This window comes from Cellulomonas sp. plas2, assembly GCF_057221735.1.
In genome coordinates this window covers 987,036-1,007,887 of the sequence record NZ_CM170155.1, presented here as the reverse complement: position 1 = coordinate 1,007,887, position 20,852 = coordinate 987,036, and the positions used below count along the sequence as shown (strand labels likewise).

General features: G+C 74.9%; 20 protein-coding genes. 6 read left to right on the top strand and 14 right to left on the bottom strand.

Features of this window, described 5'->3' with window-relative positions; genetic code table 11:
- The first annotated feature begins 280 nt into the window (after window positions 1-280).
- Both AC2TDM_RS04580 and AC2TDM_RS04575 read left to right on the top strand, forming a co-directional pair.
- The gene (locus AC2TDM_RS04580; RefSeq protein ID WP_484635934.1) at window positions 281-1,273 is read left to right on the top strand and encodes a tyrosine-type recombinase/integrase; all 993 of its coding nucleotides are present in this window, start codon (window positions 281-283) and stop codon (window positions 1,271-1,273) included.
- 77 nt (window positions 1,274-1,350) lie between these two features.
- Complete coding sequence (locus tag AC2TDM_RS04575) at window positions 1,351-2,559, top strand: hypothetical protein (protein WP_090035352.1); 1,209 nt, start codon at window positions 1,351-1,353, stop codon at window positions 2,557-2,559.
- A 119-nt stretch (window positions 2,560-2,678) separates the two neighbouring features.
- Here AC2TDM_RS04575 and AC2TDM_RS04570 read toward each other — a convergent pair whose 3' ends face one another.
- Entirely contained in the window at window positions 2,679-2,996 is a 318-nt protein-coding gene (locus tag AC2TDM_RS04570; protein WP_139224538.1) for a hypothetical protein, read from the bottom strand.
- 101 nt (window positions 2,997-3,097) lie between these two features.
- Here AC2TDM_RS04570 and AC2TDM_RS04565 point away from each other — a divergent pair, with 101 nt between their 5' ends.
- Window positions 3,098-4,090, top strand: a complete 993-nt coding sequence (locus AC2TDM_RS04565) for a tyrosine-type recombinase/integrase (protein WP_484635933.1) — start codon at window positions 3,098-3,100, stop codon at window positions 4,088-4,090.
- Between the two features lie 121 nt (window positions 4,091-4,211).
- A complete protein-coding gene (locus tag AC2TDM_RS04560; protein ID WP_090032138.1) occupies window positions 4,212-4,577 on the top strand; it encodes a TfoX/Sxy family protein in 366 nt (121 codons plus the stop codon).
- 81 nt (window positions 4,578-4,658) lie between these two features.
- Here the strand turns inward: AC2TDM_RS04560 and AC2TDM_RS04555 are convergent, their stop codons facing one another.
- From AC2TDM_RS04555 to AC2TDM_RS04520, 8 genes are all read right to left on the bottom strand, one after another.
- Window positions 4,659-5,288 (bottom strand): maleylpyruvate isomerase family mycothiol-dependent enzyme, encoded by a 630-nt coding sequence (locus AC2TDM_RS04555; protein WP_484635932.1) that lies wholly within the window; start codon window positions 5,286-5,288, stop codon window positions 4,659-4,661.
- Between the two features lie 167 nt (window positions 5,289-5,455).
- Window positions 5,456-6,967, bottom strand: a complete 1,512-nt coding sequence (locus tag AC2TDM_RS04550; protein WP_484635931.1) for an AMP-binding protein — start codon at window positions 6,965-6,967, stop codon at window positions 5,456-5,458.
- A complete protein-coding gene (locus tag AC2TDM_RS04545; protein ID WP_090032058.1) occupies window positions 6,927-8,105 on the bottom strand; it encodes an MSMEG_0565 family glycosyltransferase in 1,179 nt (392 codons plus the stop codon). Before AC2TDM_RS04545 ends, AC2TDM_RS04550 begins: the two co-directional genes overlap by 41 nt.
- Window positions 8,106-8,114: 9 nt before the next feature.
- Window positions 8,115-9,023 carry a carbon-nitrogen hydrolase family protein gene (locus AC2TDM_RS04540; RefSeq protein ID WP_484635930.1) on the bottom strand — a complete coding sequence of 303 codons (909 nt, stop codon included), beginning with the start codon at window positions 9,021-9,023 and terminating at the stop codon, window positions 8,115-8,117.
- A gap of 13 nt (window positions 9,024-9,036) precedes the next feature.
- Window positions 9,037-10,314 carry an MSMEG_0569 family flavin-dependent oxidoreductase gene (locus tag AC2TDM_RS04535; protein WP_484635929.1) on the bottom strand — a complete coding sequence of 426 codons (1,278 nt, stop codon included), beginning with the start codon at window positions 10,312-10,314 and terminating at the stop codon, window positions 9,037-9,039.
- Complete coding sequence (locus AC2TDM_RS04530; RefSeq protein WP_484636385.1) at window positions 10,311-10,616, bottom strand: MSMEG_0570 family nitrogen starvation response protein; 306 nt, start codon at window positions 10,614-10,616, stop codon at window positions 10,311-10,313. Before AC2TDM_RS04530 ends, AC2TDM_RS04535 begins: the two co-directional genes overlap by 4 nt.
- 1 nt (window position 10,617) lies before the next feature.
- On the bottom strand, window positions 10,618-11,529 hold the full coding sequence (locus AC2TDM_RS04525; RefSeq protein WP_484635928.1) for a carbon-nitrogen hydrolase family protein: 912 nt from the start codon (window positions 11,527-11,529) through the stop codon (window positions 10,618-10,620).
- A 10-nt stretch (window positions 11,530-11,539) separates the two neighbouring features.
- Window positions 11,540-12,091, bottom strand: coding sequence for an MSMEG_0572/Sll0783 family nitrogen starvation response protein (locus tag AC2TDM_RS04520; RefSeq protein WP_484635927.1), 552 nt, complete (start codon window positions 12,089-12,091; stop codon window positions 11,540-11,542).
- 237 nt (window positions 12,092-12,328) lie between these two features.
- Here AC2TDM_RS04520 and AC2TDM_RS04515 point away from each other — a divergent pair, with 237 nt between their 5' ends.
- Together AC2TDM_RS04515 and AC2TDM_RS04510 are read left to right on the top strand one after the other, a co-directional pair.
- A complete protein-coding gene (locus tag AC2TDM_RS04515) occupies window positions 12,329-13,387 on the top strand; it encodes an MSMEG_0568 family radical SAM protein (protein ID WP_484635926.1) in 1,059 nt (352 codons plus the stop codon).
- A gap of 3 nt (window positions 13,388-13,390) precedes the next feature.
- Window positions 13,391-14,824 (top strand): MSMEG_0567/sll0787 family protein, encoded by a 1,434-nt coding sequence (locus tag AC2TDM_RS04510; protein WP_484635925.1) that lies wholly within the window; start codon window positions 13,391-13,393, stop codon window positions 14,822-14,824.
- Between the two features lie 64 nt (window positions 14,825-14,888).
- On the opposite strand, the gene AC2TDM_RS04505 is transcribed toward AC2TDM_RS04510, so the two are convergent.
- The 5 genes from AC2TDM_RS04505 to AC2TDM_RS04485 form a co-directional block, all read right to left on the bottom strand.
- Window positions 14,889-16,547: a succinic semialdehyde dehydrogenase gene (locus tag AC2TDM_RS04505; RefSeq protein ID WP_484635924.1), complete on the bottom strand. Its 1,659-nt coding sequence runs from the start codon at window positions 16,545-16,547 to the stop codon at window positions 14,889-14,891.
- Between the two features lie 131 nt (window positions 16,548-16,678).
- Entirely contained in the window at window positions 16,679-18,418 is a 1,740-nt protein-coding gene (ptsP, locus tag AC2TDM_RS04500) for a phosphoenolpyruvate--protein phosphotransferase (RefSeq protein WP_484635923.1), read from the bottom strand.
- Window positions 18,415-18,696, bottom strand: coding sequence for an HPr family phosphocarrier protein (locus AC2TDM_RS04495; protein WP_090032045.1), 282 nt, complete (start codon window positions 18,694-18,696; stop codon window positions 18,415-18,417). The genes ptsP and AC2TDM_RS04495 overlap by 4 nt, the downstream gene beginning before the upstream one ends.
- Before the next feature lie 194 nt (window positions 18,697-18,890).
- Window positions 18,891-20,399, bottom strand: a complete 1,509-nt coding sequence (locus tag AC2TDM_RS04490) for a PTS fructose transporter subunit IIC (RefSeq protein WP_484635922.1) — start codon at window positions 20,397-20,399, stop codon at window positions 18,891-18,893.
- Window positions 20,396-20,851: a PTS sugar transporter subunit IIA gene (locus AC2TDM_RS04485; RefSeq protein ID WP_484635921.1), complete on the bottom strand. Its 456-nt coding sequence runs from the start codon at window positions 20,849-20,851 to the stop codon at window positions 20,396-20,398. Before AC2TDM_RS04485 ends, AC2TDM_RS04490 begins: the two co-directional genes overlap by 4 nt.
- Window position 20,852 lies beyond the last annotated feature (1 nt).

Here is a 20,852-nt window from a genome sequence, read left to right as displayed (position 1 = left end):
CCCCGAGCGACGAGTAGTAGAGGCACGGACCCTTCCGCGCCCCGACGAAACTATGGACGCCTCCGCACCTTCTCGTAGTCGTTACGAAGTCACGATCGCGCAACTCTGGTGCGGCCAGGTCGCCAAGGGCGAACCCGTACCACCGAGCGCGGGGACCGCCGAGTTCCGCTGCCGCATCAGGCGATAGCGGACGCTGCGCAGCCGCTATCGCATCGCAAAGGGCCGGCGCCTCGCACACGAGGCCCTGACCCATACGCCGCGGCGCCGCGGACGTCCGCTCATGCCGCTGCGCGAGCGGATGCCGATGGTGGATGCCGTGGTGGGCATGGGCGCATGCTCGTGCATGACTACGCCTTCGTCTGTGCCGTTGCCCGTGGTGACCGTGTCCGAGGGGTGGCGGACGGAACCGCTGCGTCTGGCGGTCGCCGGCTACTTGGCCCGCTACCGCGGGGAGACCCGCCGTCACACAGAGTCCGACCTGCGCTGCTACTTGCAATGGTGTCAGCAGCACGGGCTGGATCCGTTGCAGGCGCGGCGCCCGCACGTCGAGCTATACGTGCGGTGGCTGCAGGAGACCCGCCGCTACGCCTCCTCAACGGTCTCGCGGCGGGTGTCGGTGCTGTGCGGGTTCTACCGCACCTGCGTCATCGACCAGGTCCTAGAGCACTCCCCGGCCGAGCACGTGGCGCGGCCACGCGTGCCGGCCGAATCACCCACGTTGGGCCTGACGCACCTGCAGCTGGAGGCGCTGCTGACCGCCGCCCGCCTCTCGCCACGAACCTCCGACTTTGCGCTGGTGTGCCTGCTCGGCCTGCTGGGACTTCGGATCTTCGAAGCGTGCGCCCTGGACATCGCCGACCTCGGCGAAGAGCACGGACACCGAGTGGCACGGGTGGTTGGCAAGGGCCATAAAGTCGTGCTGGTCCCGCTACCGCCCGCGGTGTCCCGAGCCGTCGACCGAGCGACAGCAGGGCGCCCGTCCGGGCCGGTGCTGCTGAACAGCCGTGGTCGCCGGATGGACCGTCACGCCGCCACCCGCCGGCGGCGTCGCCTGGCCGCGGCCGCGGGGGTGCACCTGCCCCGCATGCACCCGCACATGCTGCGCCACACCTACGTCACCACGATGCTCGACGCCGGCGTCGACCTGCGCGACGTGCAGATCGCCGCCCGCCACGCCGACCCCCGCACCACCATGCGCTACGACCGCGCCCGCACCACCCTGGACCGCCACCCCAACTACATCCTCGCCGCCTACATGGCCTCCGGCACATGACCGCATCCGCCGTTGAGCGTGAAGGGCCGCTGGTGGAGTCGAGCTGGGAGTGCGGCTCGTCTCGCTAGCCTCGGCCCGTGAGGATCGTCCAGCCGCGGAGGTCCTGGCAGATCTCTGTCTCCGCCGACGCGTTGGTGTGCAGTGCGCTTGCCCGGAGTCGTCGGGCAGACGTCGCTGCAGAGGCAGCATCGCTGCGTGCTGCGCTCGTCGAGCGGATCGTCGCGCTCAATCCCCAGGGCGACGCTCCAGCGCGCCTTGCACGCCTTGACCTTCTTCCCGAGGATGCGAGTTGGTCGCGTTGGCAGACAGTCGTATTCGCCGGGCGGGCCTGGGACGACGACGCAGCGATCGACTTGGCATTTGCGCTGTGGGACGTGATTGGCGAGGCGGCCTATCGCGCGACGATCCGGGGAGAGCAGCCACGCCTAACTCTGGGCCAGCGGTACGCCTGGCCGGGCGCGTCGGGCTCGAATTCGACCGGTGCCGAGGTCAGCGCTCGCGCGCCCGTCCGCGCTACAGACGTGGGCCGGTGGGCAGTGCTCGAGCTCCCGCTGGCCCTTTATGCCGACTTGGACAGCGGATTGATGGCGGCGCGGACCAGGATGATCGGCGCGGCCGTCGTCCTTCTCGGCCTGGGCGCCGGGCTCGGCGCGGGAATAGCGTTCGTCTTTGGCCGGTCCGCAGAGGCGGGTCTCGCGGCGGGTGTGATCGTCTCGGCGGCCCTTGTCGTCACCTATGTGCTGCTGATGATCAGCCTCATCGCAGGATCGGGACTGATGGCGTTGTCCCGCGCCCGCATAAAGGTCGAGAACGACGCCCGGGGCTTCCCACGGCGGAGTCGGATCGTCGCCGCCTCCTGGGTCGTTGCCGCGTTCGTCGGCATCGCGTCCGGCTTCGCGGCGGCGACCCTTGCCACCATGTGGGTCCAGGAACGTCCGTACCAGGGTGCCGTGCAGCAGACCAGCGGGACCGTCCTGTCTTGGGATGACGGCCACCGGTACCGGGTGTTTCAGCTCCAGTACGAGGCTGACGGCACCGTGCGGATCGGGGAGGCGAGCGTCGATGAGCTGGACCTGACCGTCTACTCCGAGGTCGGCGACACCGTCGCGCTCGAGTACCCAGTCGAGCACCCTGACCGGATCCGCGGAGCCGGCCGTGCAGCCGAGGGCCGGGACACGAATAGGGCATTCGCCTGGATCAGCGGCATCGGCGCCGGAGTCGCACTCGCCTGCGCAGCGACGGCAGTTGTCGTCGACCGTCGCCGACCACTCGCCGCGCGGCCTTGAGACCAAGAGCCGGCTCGGGCGCGGCACTCACAACCATCCGGATCTGCCGCGATCCGGACATCGCTCCGTTCGCGGGCCTTGCCTCCGCCGTGCATGGATTTGGGTGCGGTGGTGCCAAGTCAAAGCAACCGGTCGTAGAGCATCGAGACGGCGCGTTGAAAGTCGACGCGGCGGTCCCCGAGGAGCTTGTGCACTCCAGGCGCAGCGAGGTTCTTCCGCGCAGCAGCAAGGAACTCGTCGTCGTCGGGTCGGAGACTGCCGATCTCACGCCCGGCCCAGCCGGCGATCGTCGATTGCACTTCGTCCAACTGCATCCAGGCCTGCCAGACGTCGTCCCCGGCGTCGTCGTCGGGTCTGCGTGGTCTCACTTGAGCGACGCGCTTGAGCACGGTCTGCAGCTCTCGCTCCTGCGGCGCATTCAACTCGTTGGCACACACGCAACGATGCTCGCCGACCACGACACAGTCCGTCTACGTCACTGGGTGCCGCAGGCCTACCGAAGCGCGCGTTACAGCAAGCCGCCCGGCTTCGTACGGTCATGCCGCTGCGCGAGCGCATGCCGATGGTGGATGCCGTGTCGGGCATGGGCGCATGCTCGTGCATGACTACGCCTTCGTCTGTGCCGTTGCCCGTGGTGTTCGTGTCCGAGGGGTGGCGGACGGATCCGCTGCGTCTGGCGGTCGCCGGCTACTTGGCCCGCTACCGGGGGGAGACCCGCCGTCACACCGAGTCCGACCTGCGCTGCTACTTGCGATGGTGTCAGCAGCACGGGCTGGATCCGTTGCAGGCGCGGCGCCCGCACGTCGAGCTGTACGTGCGGTGGCTGCAGGAGACCCGCCGCTACGCCTCCTCAACGGTCTCGCGGCGGGTGTCGGTGCTGTGCGGGTTCTACCGCACCTGCGTCATCGACCAGGTCTTAGAGCACTCCCCGGCCGAGCACGTGGCGCGGCCACGCGTGCCGGCCGAATCACCCACGCTGGGCCTGACGCACCTGCAGCTGGAAGCGCTGCTGACCGCCGCCCGCCTCTCACCCCGCCCGTCGGACTTCGCGCTGGTGTGCCTGCTCGGACTCCTGGGGCTGCGGATCTTCGAAGCCTGCGCCCTGGACATCGCCGACCTTGGCGAGGAGCACGGACACCGCGTCGCACGTGTGGTCGGCAAGGGCCACAAAATGGTTCTGGTCCCGCTACCACCCGCCGTGTCCCGGGCCGTCGACCGAGCAACGGCCGGGCGCCTGTCCGGGCCCGTCCTGCTGAACACCCGTGGTCGGCGCATGGATCGCCACGCCGCCACCCGCCGGCTGCGTCGATTGGCCGCGGTTGCGGGGGTGCACCTGCCCCGCATGCACCCGCACATGCTGCGCCACACCTACGTCACCACCATGCTCGACGCCGGCGTCGACCTGCGCGACGTGCAGATCGCCGCCCGGCACGCCGACCCCCGCACCACCATGCGATACGACCGCGCCCGCACCACCCTGGACCGCCACCCCAACTACATCCTCGCCGCCTACATGGCCTCCGGCACATGACCCGCTCCTGCCGATGACCGCGCTTCGCGCTCCTGTCGAAGAGCGAGTGACGTGATCGTCGATGACCAGCACAATGCCGAAGGCTGAGCAGACCCAGGATCACCCCCGAGGAGTCTTCGTCATGCCCTACGACACGCACGTAGCCGACCGCGTCCGCACCTGGCTGGCCGGTCAAGACGTCCGCGAGGTCAAGATGTTCGGCGGCCTGGCCTTCATGGTCGATGACCGGATGCTCGTCTGCGTCTCCGCCGGCGGATCCGACCTGCTCGTCCGCGTCGGACCCGACAGCGACGGCCAGCACCTGCACAAGCCCGGGGCACGGCGAGCCGAGATGGGCAAGGGACGCTCGATGGGCCCGGGGTGGATCACGGTCGACGCGCAGGCCTTCGCAGCGCGGGAGGACTTCGCCTACTGGATGCAGGCGGCCTTGGCCTTCCACACGCACAGCTCGAACACGAAGCAGCACCCGAGGGCTACGACCACGTAGGAGAAGGCGAAGTCCCACCGCGCGAGCCGCTCCTCACGCGTGCGGGGGCAAGGGCGAGCTCCAGCGAGCATCCCGACCAGCTCAGGCCGGCACGATCCGGCGACGCAGAACGGACACCCCCTCACCGGCCAGGCTGTCGAGCACCTGGCCTCGACCCGTCACGGCCAGCAGCAGTTCCTGGGCGGTTCCCCGGACCACCGGCCCGCTGCCGTGGGCGAAGTCGATGTCGTCGGCTTCGAGCCGCAAGCCCCTCAACGCCCCCTTCGGGACCAGACCCGCCGGGGCGGTCGTGAGGAACGTCAACGCCTCCCGCAGGCGCGGCGCAGGGACATCGCGGTGCAGGCCCAGTGGCCAGCGGATGTCCAGACCGTGGACCAGGACATCGACCAGCGGCGCCTGGGGGCCGGCTCCGGGTGGGGTGAAACGCGAGCCGGCCTTGCGCTCGAGAACCTGCAGCAGGTCGGCGAAGGGACGTCGAGCCAGCCGCGCCGTGACGCGTTCGTTGGCCCGGTCGAAGCGGCCGCCGGCGGCGAACACCGCCAGCACCATGCGGGGTGTGCTCACCTCCAGGGGCATGACCAGGTGTGCGAGGACGTCGTGGACGCTCCATGCCCGACACAGGCTCCTGGTGGCCTGCTGCTGCGGGGTCAGGTGGGCGAGTTGCCCGGCCAGGGCCCGTCGCTCGTCGGCGATCTCCTCGAAGACGTCCACGAGGGGATCTTGGCAGGCAGCACCCCGCGGGGGGAGGCGTCGAGCCCACGACTTCCCGGTCGGACCAGCTGACCGGCTCACACCGATTTCACGGTCATGCCGCTGGTCGGGCGTCTGCTCAAGGTCAACCACGGACTAGACGGACCGCCTGCAGCTCATGACGCTCCTCACCGGTCGAGGAACGTCTCGGTGTCGCAAGAGGCGCGGTCCGCGACGCGCACCGCGAGCGCGCGACGGTTCACCTTGCCGGCATCGTCGCGGACGGGGGCGTGGACGGCGTGCAGCCGGCGCAGCCGGCGTTCCGGGCCCAGGGCTGGGGCCGTGCGGGCGAGGATCGACGCCAGCGCCGCGGCCACGGCCTCGGGCGCGCCCTCCGCGACCTCGACCACCGCCTCCAGCGCCCGGCCGAGGTCCAGGTCGGGGACGCCGAACGCCACGGCGGACCGCACGGTCGGGTCCGCCTCGAGGATGCGCTCGACCTCCGCCGGCCAGACGTTGACCCCGCCACGCACGACGAGGTCGTCGGCCCGGTCGAGGAGGAACAGCCAGCCGTCGGCGTCGAGGTACCCGGCGTCGCCGAGGGTGTCCCAGCCGTCGGCGGTGCGGCGGGAGGTGCCGCCGCGGTACCGGTAGGGCGGCGCGTCCCCGCGGTGCAGCCACACCGTGCCGGTCTCCCCCGGCGACGCCTCCGACCCGTCGGCGCGCAGCACCCGGATGCGCGTCCCGCCGACCGGCCGGCCGACCGTCCCCGGACGATGCAGCCACTCGTCGCCGCGCACCAGCGTCAGGCCGTTGAACTCGCTGCCTGCGTACACCTCGAGCACCCGCTCGGGGCCGAGCCAGTCGAGCAGCGCGCGCTTGTCCGCCGGCGCGATCGGCGCGCCCAGGTGCAGGATCATGCGCAGCGACGACACGTCGGCGGCGGCGCGCTCGTCGGGCGGCAGGGCCAGGAGGCGGCGGATCGTCGTGGGGACCAGCAGCGCCCAGGTGACCCCGTGCTCCGCGACCGCTCCCAGCCACGCGCGGGCGTCGAAGCGCGGCAGCACGACGAGGCGGTGGCCGGTCATCAGCCCGCGGTAGGCGTAGGTGAATACCGCGGAGTGGTGCAGCGGGCCGGCGACGAGCTGCACCTGCCCGCGAGGGAGGAACGGCGCGACGGGCTGCGTCGGGTCGACGAGCGCGGGCGCGGCCGCGAGGACGAGCTTCGGCCGACCGGTGGAGCCGGACGTCGTCGGCGCCTTCCAGCAGGTCGCCCAGGTGTCGGGCAGCGGCTGGTCGTCCGCGTCGGGGACGGGCGGGAGCGGGTGGAGCGCGACCTCGACCCGCGGCGGGGTCGTCGCCGCGTCCCCCTGCGTCCGCCCCACCAGCACGACCCGTGGTCGGGCGAGGGCCGCGAGCTCCGCGCGCTCCGCCTCCGACAGCGCCGGTGGCTGCGTCTGCGGCGTCGCGCCCGCCCGCCACACCGCGGCGCACGCCACGACGTGCGCGGCGCCGTTCGACAGGTCGACGGTGACGAGGTCGTCGCGCCGTACGCCGTGCGCCAGCAGGGTCCGCGCCAGCCGCGTGCCCCGCCGGTCCAGCTCCCCCGCGGTCAGCACGCCGTCCGGCGCGACGACGACCACCCGGTCCGGGTCGGTCTCAGCGAGCCAGGACAGCACCGCCGAGATCGAGCGCCGCACCGCCGTCACCCCCGTCGCGCAGGACGGCGGCGTACGCCGCCTCGTGCCGGGCGGCCACGTCGTCCCAGCGCGCGCCGGCCGCGAGCGCGCGACCGGCCGCCGGGTCCGGCGCGTCACCGCCCAGCACGCGGTCCAGGGCGTCGGCGAACGAGCGCGGGTCCTGCCCGTAGGCGACCGTCCCTCCGAACACCTCCTCGAGCACCGGCAGCCGGCGCGCCACGACCGGCACCCCGGCGGCCAGCGCCTCGAGGGCGGCCAGGCCAAAACCCTCCTGCACCGATACGAAGCCGAGCGCCGCGGCCCCGGCGACGAGCGGGGCGAGGTCGGCCTCGTCGACGGTCCCCAGCACGACGGGCCTCGCAGCGTCCCCGGACGGACCCGCCGCCAGCGCCTCCACCCGCGCGTCGAACGCCGCCCGGTAGTCCCGGTAGTCGAACAGCGTCTCGCCGCCGGCCAGCACCAGGCGCACGTCCGGCCGGCGCACCCGCAGCAGCGCCCACGCCTCCAGCAGGTCGAGCGTGCCCTTGCGCGGCTCGATCCCGCCGAGCGCCAGCACGTACGGCCCGAGCCTCTGCCGCCACCGCGCCGTCCGCGGGTCGTGAACCGCGGCCGCGAACCGGTCCGCGTCCACCCCGTTGCCGACGATCGCCGGCCGCAGCCCCCAGCCCGCCGCGAGCTCGTCGGCCACCGCGCCGGACACCGCCAGCCGCGCCACCGGCGCGACGATCGCCCGCTCGTGACACGCGACGAGCTGGGGCGTGGTGAACCGGTCGAGGTGGTGGACCGTCCGCACGGGCGCCAGCCCCGCGTCGAGCGCCGCGTTGGCGGAGATGCAGTCCTGCGCGTGCACGACGTCCGGCGCGCCCTCGTCGCGCGCGGCCGCCGCCAGCGCGGCGGCGAGCACGGCGATCGAGCGGACGATCCGCGGGCCGACGGCCTCGTCGTCGCGCGGCGCGAAGGGCACCACGCGCACCCGCACCGCCGGTTCGACGTCCCGGAAGAAGGCGCGGTCGCCGCCGCGGCCCAGCGTCCACACCGTGACCTCGTGCCCGCGCGCCGCCAGGGCCTCCGCGAGCGCGAGGGTGTGCACCACACCGCCACGCGGCTTGGTGGAGTAGGTGAGCTGGTGGATCCGCACGCCTGGCCCCTACGCCTCGACCAACGCGGACGGCGTCAGGGTGGGGTGGTACGCGTGCGGCACCCGGTCCTGCAGGTGGTGCATGGTCCGGCGGGCCCGGGCCACCGACCCCGGCACGTCGGCGCGCGCCGCCGCCAGCCCGCCCTTCGCCCACGTCTTCGCGACGATCTCCCCCGCCGGGTCGACCACCTTCGCCTGCCCGAGGAACCGCAGCCCGCCCAGGACCCCCGTCTGGTTCGACGAGACGACCCACACCTGGTTCTCCGCGGCGCGCGCGCAGTCGTAGAGGTCGAACAGGTGCGCCTGCCGGTCGTGCCGCAGCCTGTCGCTGCGGTCGGTGACGCTGGCCGGCCACGCGTTGAGGACCGCGAGGACCTCCGCGCCGTCGAGGGCGAGCGTGCGCGCCGACTCCGGGAACGTCTTGTCGAAGTCGATGAGCATCCCCACGCGCCCGACGGGGGTGTCGAACGCGGCGAACGCGCCCCCGGGCGCGTACGCCTGCGACTCCCCCAGCGGCAGGTGGACCTTGCGGTGCACGCCGACGACCTGCCCGCCGTGCACCGCGAGCGCCGTGTTGTACCGGCGCTCGACCCCGTCTTCGACGACCCGCTCGGCGATGCCGAAGCACACCGTCATCGCCGGGCACAGGGCCGCGACCTGCGCCACCTCCGGCCCGTCGACCTCCACGGCAGGCGGCAGGTCGTCGGGCCGGGGGTGGTGCATGTCGAGCAGGTAGCCGCCGAGCGTGGCGTCGGGCAGGACGAGCAGGTCCACGCCGCGCTCGTGCGCGCCGGCGACGAGGGCCGGCAGCTTGGCGAGCGTACGGGGCACGTCGCGGCCGAAGTGCCCCGCCACCGCGCCCAGCACGACCTCGCCGGCCCCGACCCCCGACCCGACCCCCGACCCGCCTCCCGTCACCCGTGGTCCCGCCTCAGCCCGCGAGCCCGACGAACGGGTCGTGCCGCACCCGTCGGCACACCGCGAGGACCTCGGCGGCCAGGTGCTCCGCGTCGCGCGCCACCGCCTCGAACCGCCCCGACCCCCACGTGTGCAGCCACGGCAGCCCGAGGAAGAACAGCCCCGGCACCGCGGTGACCCCGCGCCGGTGGGTGGGGTACCCGCTGCCGTCGAACACGCCCACGTGCAGCCACCGGTAGTCGGTGCGGAACCCCACGGCCCACACGACGCTCGCGATGCCGGCGGCGTCCAGGTCCAGCTCCTCCACCTCGCGCTCGGGCCGCCACACGGGCCGGTACCGCCTCTCGACCGGTGCGGCGATCCCCTGCGCGGCGATCCACCGGTCGATGTCGTCCTTGATGGACTCCATGACGGCGTCGGCGTGGTCCAGCGACGCCTCGGCGGTCGGCGCGAACCGCAGGCGGCCCCCGTCGGCCGCGGTCAGCCGCCCGTACAGGTGCATCCCGTCGCGCGCGAAGGCCCGCAGGTCGATGTCCCGCCCGCCGCCGCGACCCGTCATGTAGTGGTTGGTCGACTCCCGCTTGGTGAGCCCGCCCGCGTGCGCGGTGACCGGCACGTCGTAGACGCCCATGTCGGAGAGCCACGCGATGCAGTCGCGGCCGCGGTAGAACCGGGCGCACCGTGGCGCCCGGCCCAGCGCCAGGTGCACCGTCCGCCCCGCCAGGTGCAGGTCCTCCGCGATCTGCGCCCCGGACTGCCCGGACCCGACGACGAGCACGCCGCCGTCCGGGAGCGCCTCCGGTGAGCGGTAGTCGGCCGAGTGCAGCTGCACCAGGCCCGCGGGCAGCCGGGACGCGACGGCCGGCAGCACCGGCACGTGGTACCCGCCCGTCGCGACCACCACCTGGTCCGCCGTCAGCGTGCCGGCGCTCGTCGCCACCTCGAAGCCGCCGAGCGGCAGCCCTCGGACCGCGGTCACCGACGTGCGCTCGTGCACGGGCGGCCCGAACGACGCCGCGTACCCGCGCAGCCACGCGTGCACCTCGTCGCGGGTCATGAACCCGTCGGGGTCCGGCCCCTCGTAGGGGTAGCCGGGCAGCCGGCACTGCCAGTTCGGCGTCACGAGCGTGAAGGCGTCCCAGCGGCGGTCCGCCCAGTCGTGCGCGACGGTGTCGCGCTCGAGGACGACGTGGTCCACCCCCTCGCGCACGAGGTACCAGGACAGCGCCAGGCCCGCCTGCCCCCCGCCGACGACGGCGACCTCGACGTGCCGGCCCGCGAGCCCGCTCACGCCGCACCCCCGGCGGCGTCCGGGAGCGGCGGCTCCATGGCCAGGACCTTCACGGGCCCGGCCCCGGGCTCGAACCGGGCCGCGCTGTGCCCGATCCGCTCGGCCTGCGCCTCCGCCGACGTGCACCGCATCCCGTACCGCGCGGCGACCCGGTCGGAGGCGAGGGCCAGGGCCCGCGTGCTCCGGTCGACGAACTCCGCCACCGTGTACCGGCCGCCCACGTCGAGGTGGTCGTGCACCACGAGGCTCGGGGAGTAGCAGCGCTCCTCCACCCCGTCGGGCCAGCGGACCGCGAACACCATCTCAGGCACCGGCCAGCACCTCCTGGCGACCTGCCCCGCGCACGGACGCCGCAGGGTCCCACGCCCGGTCGACGTGGTACGCGTCCGGCCGGCGGTCGCGCAGGTGGAACATCCCGCCGCGCATCGCGGCGAACGTCCCCGCGACGTCGATGTCCGCCACGGCCATGCCCGCGCCGAGGCCCGTCGTCGCCAGGACGGCGCCGCCCGGGTCGACGACCTTCGCGTTGCCCACGTACCGCAGCGACCCGAACGTGCCGGACTGGTTCGACGCGACCCAGAACACCTGGTTGTCGAGGGCGCGCGCGGCGTCGAGCAGGTTGAACCGGTACGTCCAGCGGTCCTCCTGCAGGTCCGCCGCCGTCGCCGTGCGGGCCGCCGGCCAGGCCGACAGGCTCGCGACGACCTCCGCGCCGTCCAGCGCCATCGACCGCGCCGCCTCGGGGAACGCCTTGTCGTAGCAGATCTGCAGCCCGACGCGCCCGACGGGGGTGTCGAACACCCCGTAGGAGCCGCCCGCCGCGTACGACATGTGCTCGCCCAGCGGCTGGTGGACCTTGCGGTAGGACCCGTAGACCTGGCCGCCGTCGAGCAGGGCCGCGGCGTTGTACCGCGTGTCGTCGTCCTCGCCCTGCTCGCAGAACCCGATGGCGACGACGACGTCCCCGGCCAGCGCCTGCACCCGCGCGATCTCCGGCCCGTCGAGCCGCACGGCCGGCGGCAGCGACCGCGTCGTCGTGCGGACGGTGTCGCCGTGGTTGCCGAGCGACGACAGGTACCCGCCGATGGCCGCCTCGGGCAGGACGAGCAGCTCCACGCCCCGGTCGCGGGCCTCGTCGACCAGCGCGCCGATGAGCGCGTAGTTCTGCTCCAGATCGCGCGTGAAGTTCGCCGACACCGCGGCGACGGTCGTCACGGCCGGACCCTCAGAGGTTGTACGTGGAGTTGATGATGGCGCCCTTGCGGGCGTAGTGGATGAGCGCGTCCTGCACGTCCAGCGGGTGGCACGGGATGGTGCCGGCGACGAGGTCCTCCTCGCGCAGGCCGTGCAGCGCCATGCCGAACCGGCAGACGAAGACGCGGTTGCCCTCGGCGATGAACGTCTCCAGCGCGTTGTTGATGTTCTGCTCGCCGGGGAACCCGGAGTCCCCGACCGTGGGGAAACCGCGGGTGGCCATGGCGTTGATGGTGCCCGGGCCGTAGAAGTAGATGGCGGACTCGAACCCCTTCCGCGCCGCCCGCGTCGCCTGCAGGATCGCGACGAAGCTGACGGAGGACTCGTGCGCGATGCCGTGCACGAGCGTGAAGTAGGACTGCCCCGGCTCCGCCTGGTAGTCCGGGAACACCTTCGTCGAGCCGTACAGGTTGGTGCCCTTGGCCTGCGACGGGTGGGCGATCTCCGCCATCGACCGCTCGATGTTGGCGGTGATCTGGTCCTCGATCTCACTGCTGACCTGGCCGACCTCGGTGATGGTCACGGTGCGCTCCTGCCTTGACGATGGACTTGACGGGGGACGGACGAGGGGGTCGAGCTGCGCCCAGTCAAGGGGCGGGCTGTTTCCGCGTGGTTTCGTCGGGAAGAAATCTCCGTGTCCGGGCGCGGCCCGGGCGGCCGGTGGCGAATTCACGAGAAAGCCTTCCGGATGTGACCCGTGCGAAACACGCCGCGCGTTCTACTGGCGCCCACCACCGCCGCCGCACCCCAGGGAGCCCCCGTGCCGGACCTGCGCACCCGCGTCGACCTCGCCCTGCAGGGCGTCCGGATGGACGCCCCCGTGCACCGCGAGGCGGGCGCCGGTCCCAGCGACGACGGGCACGTCCTGATCGGCGGCCTCGGCGCGGCCATCCCGGTGAACCCGACGAGCCCGTACGTCCTGCGCCGCGACCGGCTGCTCCTCGACGGGGCCGACCTCGGCCTCGACGTCACGCCCGTGCGGCGCCCGCTGTTCTACGACCTGACCACGGACGACGGCGTCCCCTACGAGAAGATCGCCCGCCTGCACGGCCGCGACGTGCTCGCCACCACCGTGGTGCAGACCTGCATGCGCTACGAGGAGGCCGAGCGCTGCCGGTTCTGCGCGATCGAGGCCTCCCTGGCCGCCGGCGCGACGACCGCGGTCAAGACTCCCGCCCAGCTCGCGGAGGTCGCCGCGGCGGCCGTGCGGCTGGACGGGGTGCGCTCGATGGTCATGACCACCGGCACGTCCCGCGGCACCGACCGCGGGGCGAAGCACCTGGCCCGGTGCGTGCGCGCGGTGCTCGAGGCGGTCCCCGGCCTGCCGGTCCAGGTGCAGTGCGAGCCGCCCGCCGACCTGTCGGTGCTGCAGGACCTCCGGGACGCCGGCGCGGTGTCCATCGGGATCCACGTCGAGTCGCTCGACGACGCCGTGCGCGCTCGCTGGACGCCCGGCAAGTCCCGGGTGCCGCTGGCGGCCTACCGGGAGGCGTGGGCGGAGGCCGTCCGCGTCTTCGGCCGCAACCAGGTCTCGACGTACCTGCTCGTCGGGCTGGGCGAGGACCCCGACGAGCTCGTCGCCGGCGCCGCGGAGCTCGTCGCGATGGGCGTCTACCCCTTCGTCGTCCCGTTCCGGCCGCTGCGCGGGACGCTGGCCGTGGACGTCGACGGGGTGGGCGCCCCGCCGGCGGACGTCGTCGAGCGCGTGAGCCGTGAGGTGGCGGCGCTGCTCGTCGCCGCCGGGATGACCAGCGACGGGCAGCGCGCCGGGTGCGCGGCCTGCGGGGCCTGCAGCGTCCTCAAGACCGCCGGAGCCTGAAGCATGGACCTCACCGTCCTCGAGGGCGTCCGGCCCGGCGCCGCGCGCACCCCCGTCCCGCCGGCGGTCACCATCGGCGTCGCCGACCGCGCCGGGGTGGCGGCCCACCGTGCGCTGCGGCGGGAGGTGTTCGTGGCGGAGCAGGGGCTGTTCGCCGGTGACGACGCCGACGACCTCGACGACGACCCCCGCGCCGTCGTGCTGGTCGCCCGCGCGGCGGGGGACGGGCGGGAGCCGGGCCGCGTCCTCGGTGGCGTGCGCCTCGCACCTGCCACGGCCGACGACCTCGGGTGGTGGACCGGCAGCCGGCTCGTCGTGGACCGGGTGGCCCGCGGCGGGGCGGCGGTCGGCGCGGCCCTCGTCCGGGCGGCGTGCGCGGAGGCCGAGGCCCGCGGCGTCCTGCGGTTCGAGGCGACCGTCCAGGAGCGCGTGGCCCCGATGTTCGCGCGGCTGGGGTGGGAGCACCTGGGGCCGTGCACCGTCGCCGGGACGCGCCGGGCGGCGCCGCACGTGCGCGTGCGCTGGCCGGTGGACCGCCTCGACCGGCAGGCGCGCACCGCGAAGGCGGCGCTCGGCGGGCTGCTGGCGGGGCTCGCGGCGGCGCCGGGCGGCCTCGGCGGCACGGGCTTCGTCGGCGACGACGGCGCCCCGGTCTCCGGCAGCGACCTCGTCGCCGTGTGCGACGCGATCGTGCCGTCGATGGTCGAGCGGCACCCGGAGTGGGCGGGCTGGTGCTCGGTGCTCGTCAACGTCAACGACCTCACCGCGATGGGCGCGGAGGCCGTCGGGCTGCTCGACGCGATCGGCGCGCGCGACGCCTCCTTCGCGGCCCGGGTGCTCGCCGGGCTCCGGGACGCCGCGCAGGCGTGGGGCGTGCCCGTGCTCGGCGGGCACACGCAGCTCGGCGTCCCGGCCGCGCTCGCCGTCACCGGTCTCGGGCGGGCCGCTCGTCCCGTGCCGGCCGCCGGGGGACGGGTGGGCGACGAGGTGTCGGCGACGCTCGACCTGCGCGGCGGCTGGCGGCCGGGCTTCGTCGGGCAGCAGTGGGACTCCACGTCCTCGCGCCGGTCCGACGAGCTCCGCGGCCAGCACGGGAGCGTCGCGACCGCGGCCCCGCGGGCCGCCAAGGACGTGAGCATGGCCGGCCTCGTCGGGACGCTGGGCATGCTCGCCGAGGCGTCGGGCACCGGGGCGGTCGTCGACGTGGCGGCGGTCCCCCGCCCGGAGGGGGCCGGCGTGGCCGACTGGCTCGGCTGCTTCCCCGGCTTCGGCATGCTCACCGTCGACGCGCCGGGCGAGGGGCGGATGCACGCCCCGGGCGCGACGACAGCCGTCGTCGGGCGGCTCGAGAGCGCGCCGGGCGTGCGCCTGCGCTGGCCCGACGGCGCGACGACGCCCGCCGTGGGCGCCGCCGTCACCCACCTCGGCGCCGCCTGAGGCTGCCACCCGCGCCCGTACCCGCCCTCGCCGTGCCCTCGTGCCGCGCCCGACGACGAGCCGATCAGGGCCGGCGCAGCACCGCCCCGACCCGCAGCGCGCGGGCGAGCGTCCGCGGGAACGCGTCCCAGCCCACGGGTGCGTCCGGGTCGGCGGGGTCGCCCGCGCCCGCGACGAGCCGCCCGACGTCGAGCCCGAGCCGACCCGCGAGGCCCTGCACGCCCCGGGCCACCGCGACGGTCTGCGCGGTCGTGACCGCCTCGACCGCCTCGCGCCCGTGCCGGTACCCCAGCCCCGAGGCGCCCGTGCCGCCCTGCGGCGCGCCGACGGCGGACCAGGCCAGCGTCGGGCCGGCGTTGACGGTGACCGAGCCCGCGCGCAGCCGCCGGGCGAGGGCGGCCCCGCGGCGCGCGTCCCGTGTCCACACCGAGGCGGTGAGGGCGTAGGCGGAGTCGTCCATGGCGGCGACGGCCTCGTCGTCCGACGCGACGGGGTACACCGCCACGACGGGGCCGAACGTCTCCTCCCGGTGCAGCCGCGCGTGCTCCGGCACGTCGGTCAGCACCGTGGGCGCGTAGACCAGCGGCCCGACGTCGAGGCGCTGCTCGCCGCCCGTCAGCAGCCGCGCCCCGGCGGACAGCGCGTCCTCGACGTGCTCGACGACGCGGGCGAGCTGCGCCGCCGACGTCAGCGACCCCATGTCGGCGCGGTAGTCCAGCCCGACGCCCAGCCGCAGCCGCTCGGTGCGCTCGACGAGCGCCGCCGTGAACGCCTCGAGCACGTCCCGGTGGACGTACAGGCGCTCGGGTGCCAGGCAGAGCTGCCCGGCGGAGGCGAAGCACGCCCGCACCAGCGCCGCGGCGGTCGTCGCCACGTCGACGTCCGCCGCCACGTACGCGGCGTTCTTCCCGCCGAGCTCGAGGACCGCGGGCACGAGCCGCTCCCCCGCACGGGCCGCCACCTGCCGCCCGGCCGCCGTCGACCCCGTGAACAGGACCCGGTCGACGTGGTCGACCACCGCCTCGGCCACGTCCTTGCCGCCGACGAGCACCTGCAGCACCCCGGCCGGCAGGCCCGCGTCCTCGCACAGCTCCGCCGCCCACAGCGCGGTCAGCGCGGTCTGCGGGTCCGCGCGCAGCAGCACCGCGTTCCCGGCGACGAGGGCCGGCAGCGCGTCGGACAGCGCGAGGCTCAGCGGGTAGTTCCAGGGCACGACGACCCCGACGACGCCGGCGGGCCGCCGGTGCACCCGGACGTCCGCGAGCAGCGGCAGGAGGGCCGGCGCCCGCCGGTCGCGCAGGTAGGCGCCGGCCCGGACCGCGTAGTGCCGGGCGACGTTCGCGACGTCGAGCACCTCGTCGACGGCGTGCGCGCGGGCCTTGCCCGTCTCGAGCTGGACGAGGTCGAGACCGTCGCTCTGCCGCTCGAGGACGAGGTCGTGCAGGCGACGCAGCACCGCGGTGCGGTGGCGCAGGGGCCGGGCCGCCCAGAGGCGCTGGGCGGCGCGGGCGACGCGCGCGGCGGCCGGCACGTCGTCGGGCACGGTCTGCGGGACCGGCACCAGCGGCGCCCCCGTGAGCGGGGTGAGGGCCGCGTGGGTCGGGGCGCCCGGGGCGGCCACGACGCGGTCCAGCAGGGGACGCAGGTCCGCCGGTTCGAGCACGTACGCCGCCAGCGGGTCGGTCTCCGGGTCGTGCAGCTCCAGGTGCGGGTCGGGCCCCATCGCAGCAGGGTAGACGGCCCCCGGCGGCCCGGCCGCGCACGCGCCGGATGCACGACGAGGGCGGGTCCCCGGTGAGGACCCGCCCTCGTCGTCGCACGTCGGGCCCCGCCGGATCGGCAGGGCGCCCGGGGTCACAGCCCGAGCGTGCCCCGCACCTCGGGGGCCGTCAGCGCGAGCACGGCGGCGCGTGCGTCGGGCGCCGACGACGCGCCGAGCGCGGCCGCGGCGATCTCCCGGCACTGCTCGAGCGTGTGGTGCCGCACCGCGAACCGCACCGCCGCCAGCGCACCGGCGGACATCGACAGGCTCGTGATGCCGAGCCCGACGAGGACGAGCGCCATGAGCGGGTCGGACGCGGACTCCCCGCAGACGCCGACGGGCTTGCCGACGTCCTGACCCGCGCGGGCCGTGGCGGCGACGAGGTCGAGGACGGCGGGCTGCCAGACGTCGAGCAGGTCGGCCAGCTCGCCGCGCAGGCGGTCCGTGGCCATCGCGTACTGCGCCAGGTCGTTCGTGCCGAGGGAGACGAAGTCCACCTCCGCGAGGATGTCGCGGGCGCGCAGCGCGGCCGCGGGCACCTCGACCATGACGCCGACGGTGGCGACGCCGGCCGCCCGCGCGCGGGTCGCGAACTCGCGGGCCTCGGCGGGGGTGGCGATCATCGGCGCCATGACCCAGGGGGTCGCGCCCGCCTCGGCCTGGGCCTGCGCGAGGGCGGCGAGCTGCGTGTCGAGCAGCTCGGGGTTCGTGCGGACGAGGCGATAGCCCCGCACGCCGAGCGCCGGGTTCTCCTCGTCGGGCTGCGTGGCGAAGGCGAGGGGCTTGTCGGCACCGGCGTCGAGCGTCCGGACGACGACCTTCTGCCCCGGCAGCGCCCGCAGGACGCGGGTGTAGGCGGCCGCCTGGTCCGCCTGCGTGGGCGCGGTCGTCGCCTCGAGGAAGAGCACCTCGGTGCGGAACAGCCCGACGCCCTCGACGCCCGGGCCGGCGACGCGCTCGGCGTCCTCCGCGGTGCCGATGTTGGCGAGCAGGGCCACGGCGTGGCCGTCGGCCGTGGCACCGGCGGCGGTGTCGGCGGCGAGCTCCGCGTCCCGCGCGGCCCGGCGCTCGACGTCGGCGCGCAGCGCCTCGTCGGGCTCGACCGTCAGGGTGCCGGCCGCGGCGTCCACGGCGACGAGCGCGCCCGCGGGGACGTCGCCCGCACCCGTGACGCGCACGAGGCAGGGCAGGCCGAGCTGCCCGGCGATGATGGCCGTGTGCCCGGTCGGGCCGCCGAGCTCGGTGACGATGGCCAGGACGTTGGCCAGGTCGAGCGCGGCGGTGTCCGCGGGCGCGAGGTCGCGCGCCACGACGACCGACGGCTCGGACAGCGCGGGCACGCCCGGCGCCGGCAGGCCCAGCGCCGCGGCGACGACGCGGTCCCGCACCGAGCGCAGGTCCGTGACGCGCTCGGCGAGGTACCCGCCGGCCGCCTCGAACATCGTCGCGAACTGGTCGACGACCGCGTCCACGGCGGCGACGACGGGCGCGCCACCGTCCACCTTGGCCAGCACCTGGGTGCGCAGCGCGTTGTCCGCGGCCATCTGGGCGGTGGCGGACAGGACGTCCTTGACGGTGCCGGTCGCGCCGGCGGCCTGCGCGCGCAGGCCCTCGGCGACGTCCGTGAACGCCCGCTCGACGGCGGTCCGCGTGCCCGCGGCGTCGGCGGGGACCCCGTCGACGAGCACGGGCGTGTCCGCGGCGACCGCCGGGGCCGGCCGCACCTGCGCGACGGGCCCGACGACGGCCCGGCGGCCGACGCCCACGCCGGTCAGCACGTGGCTGCCGGCGCCGGGGTGCACCTCGGCGGCGCCCAGGGTCGGGGTGCTCACGCCCCGGCCTCGGGCGCGTCGAGGTCCTGCTGCAGCAGCTCGACGAGGCCGTCGAGCGCCTCGTCGGCGCCCTCGCCCTCGGCCGACAGGGTGACCTCCTCGCCGCCGGGCACGCCCAGCGACATCACGTAGAGGATGCTCGAGGCGTCCACCGGCTGACCGCCCGGGCGGGCGATGGTGACGGGGAGCCCCGTCGCCGCGGCGGCCTGCGTGAAGAGCATCGCCGGACGGGCGTGCAGACCGACCCGGGAGGCGACGACGACGGTGCGCTGAGCCATGGCTGGTTCCTGTCTTCCTGCGGCGCTGCGCCGCGACGGTGCGTGCGAGTCGAGCTGCGGGCCGTGCACGTCCGTGGTCGAGCCCTGGACGTCCGACGACCCTACGACGCGCCCGCTCCCGGGGTGCGGGACCGGGCGCGCCGTGGTGGTGCGTGCGGTGGTGCGTGCGGTGCTGGTGATGGTGCTGGTGCGCGTCAGGCGGTGACGAGCGTGGAGTCCTTCGGGGCCTCGGCCACGACCTGCGCGTCCGAGCCCTTGCCGATGCTCTTCAGCACGATGACCGCCACGCAGCTCACGGCCGTGCCGATGACCAGCGCCAGGAGGAACAGCAGCGGCGAGCTGATGAGCGGCGTGACCCAGAACCCGCCGTGGGGGGCGAGCAGGCCGGAGCCGAACGCCATGGTCAGGCCGCCGGTGACGGCGCCGCCCAGCATGAAGGACGGGATCATGCGCAGCGGGTCGGCCGCCGCGAACGGGATGGCGCCCTCCGAGATGAAGGACAGGCCGAGCAGGTAGGCGGACTTGCCGGACTCGCGCTCGGACTCCGACCACAGCTTCGGTCGCAGGGTCGTGGCGACGGCGACCGCGAGCGGCGGGACCATGCCGGCGGCCATGACGGCGGCCATGATGCGGGCCTCGGTGGAGGACGCGGACGTGGCGTTGGCCAGCCCGGTGGTGGCGAAGACGTAGGCCACCTTGTTGAGCGGGCCGCCGAGGTCGAAGCACATCATGAGGCCGAGGATGATGCCGAGCGGGACGAGGGCCGTGGTGCCCAGGCCGCCGAGCCACGAGGTCAGGCCGTTGTTGATCGCGCTCATCGGCGGGCCGACGACGAGGATCGTCAGCGCACCCGTGACCAGCGTGGCGACCAGCGGGATGACGACGACCGGCATGACGCCGCGCACGCCCTTGGGGACCTTGCGCGTGGCGAGCCACAGCGCGACGAAGCCGGCGATGAAGCCGGTGGCGATGCCGCCGAGGAAGCCGGCGCCGACGAGGCCCGCGAGCGTGCCGCCGACGAAGCCGGGCACGAGACCGGGACGGTCGGCGATCGCGTAGGCGATGTAGGCCGACAGCGCCGGCACGAGGAAGCCGAACGCGGCCGCACCGATGCGGAAGAGCAGCACCGCCCAGTGCTGGAGGTTGCCCCACTCGAAGGCCGTCCACAGGACGGACTGGTCGACGGCGGTGACCTCGATCGCGCCGTTCTCCGGCCACGCCACCGAGGCGAGCATGAAGCCGAGCGCGATGAGGATGCCGCCCGCGGCGACGAACGGGATCATGTAGGACACGCCGGTCATGAGGTACTGGCGGATCCGCGTGCCGGTGCCGACCTTGCGGGCGGGCGCGGCGGCGACCGGGGCGGCCGCGGCGGCGGGCACGCCGGAGGCGCGGGCGGCCTCGACCGACGCGACGGCCTGGGCGAGCACGCCCGGCGCGTCGTGCACGGCCTTCTTCACGCCGACGTCGACGGTCGGCTTGCCGGCGAACCGGCCCTTGTCGCGGACCTCCAGGTCGGCGGCGTAGATGACGCCGTCGGCGGCGGCGATGACGGCCGGGTCCAGCGGCGTGGACCCGGCGGACCCCTGGGTCTCGACGACGACCTCGTGGCCGGCGGCGCGGCCGGCCTGCTCGAGGGCCTCGGCGGCCATGTAGGTGTGCGCGATGCCCGTGGGGCATGACGAGACGGCGACGAACTTCATCGGACAACGACCTCTCGGGTGACGATGTCGGCGACCGTGCCGGCATCGGGGGCGCTCAGCAGCGAGCTGCGGAAGGACTCGTGCACCAGCCGGCGGGCCAGGGCGGCGAGGATCTGGAGGTGGTCCGCGTCGCCCGCGGCGGGCGCGGCGATGAGGAACACCAGGGTGGCGGGGCCGTCGGGGGCGCCCCAGTCGACGCCCTGGGCGAGCTTGCCCACGGCGAGGCTCGGCACGGTGACGTGCTCGGAGCGGGCGTGCGGCAGGCCGACGCCGCCGGGCATGCCCGTGGGCATCTGCGCCTCGCGGGCGCGCACGTCGGCCAGGAAGCCGTCGGCGTCCGTGACGCGGCCCGCGGCGGCGAGCTTGGCGACCAGGACCCGGGTGGCCTCGTCGCGGTCGGACGCGACGAGGTCGACGGCGACCAGGTCGGCGGTGATGAGGGGGGTGCTCACG

Bases quoted from the DNA above. Each gene is read 5' to 3' on its own strand.
- AC2TDM_RS04580 (WP_484635934.1), top strand. From the start codon at position 281: ATGCCGCTGCGCGAGCGGATGCCGATGGTGGATGCCGTGGTGGGCATG.
- AC2TDM_RS04565 (WP_484635933.1), top strand. From the start codon at position 3,098: ATGCCGCTGCGCGAGCGCATGCCGATGGTGGATGCCGTGTCGGGCATG.
- AC2TDM_RS04560 (WP_090032138.1), top strand. From the start codon at position 4,212: ATGCCCTACGACACGCACGTAGCCGACCGCGTCCGCACCTGGCTGGCC.
- AC2TDM_RS04530 (WP_484636385.1), bottom strand. From the start codon at position 10,616: ATGGTGTTCGCGGTCCGCTGGCCCGACGGGGTGGAGGAGCGCTGCTAC.
- AC2TDM_RS04510 (WP_484635925.1), top strand. From the start codon at position 13,391: ATGGACCTCACCGTCCTCGAGGGCGTCCGGCCCGGCGCCGCGCGCACC.
- AC2TDM_RS04505 (WP_484635924.1), bottom strand. From the start codon at position 16,547: ATGGGGCCCGACCCGCACCTGGAGCTGCACGACCCGGAGACCGACCCG.
- AC2TDM_RS04495 (WP_090032045.1), bottom strand. From the start codon at position 18,696: ATGGCTCAGCGCACCGTCGTCGTCGCCTCCCGGGTCGGTCTGCACGCC.
- AC2TDM_RS04490 (WP_484635922.1), bottom strand. From the start codon at position 20,399: ATGAAGTTCGTCGCCGTCTCGTCATGCCCCACGGGCATCGCGCACACC.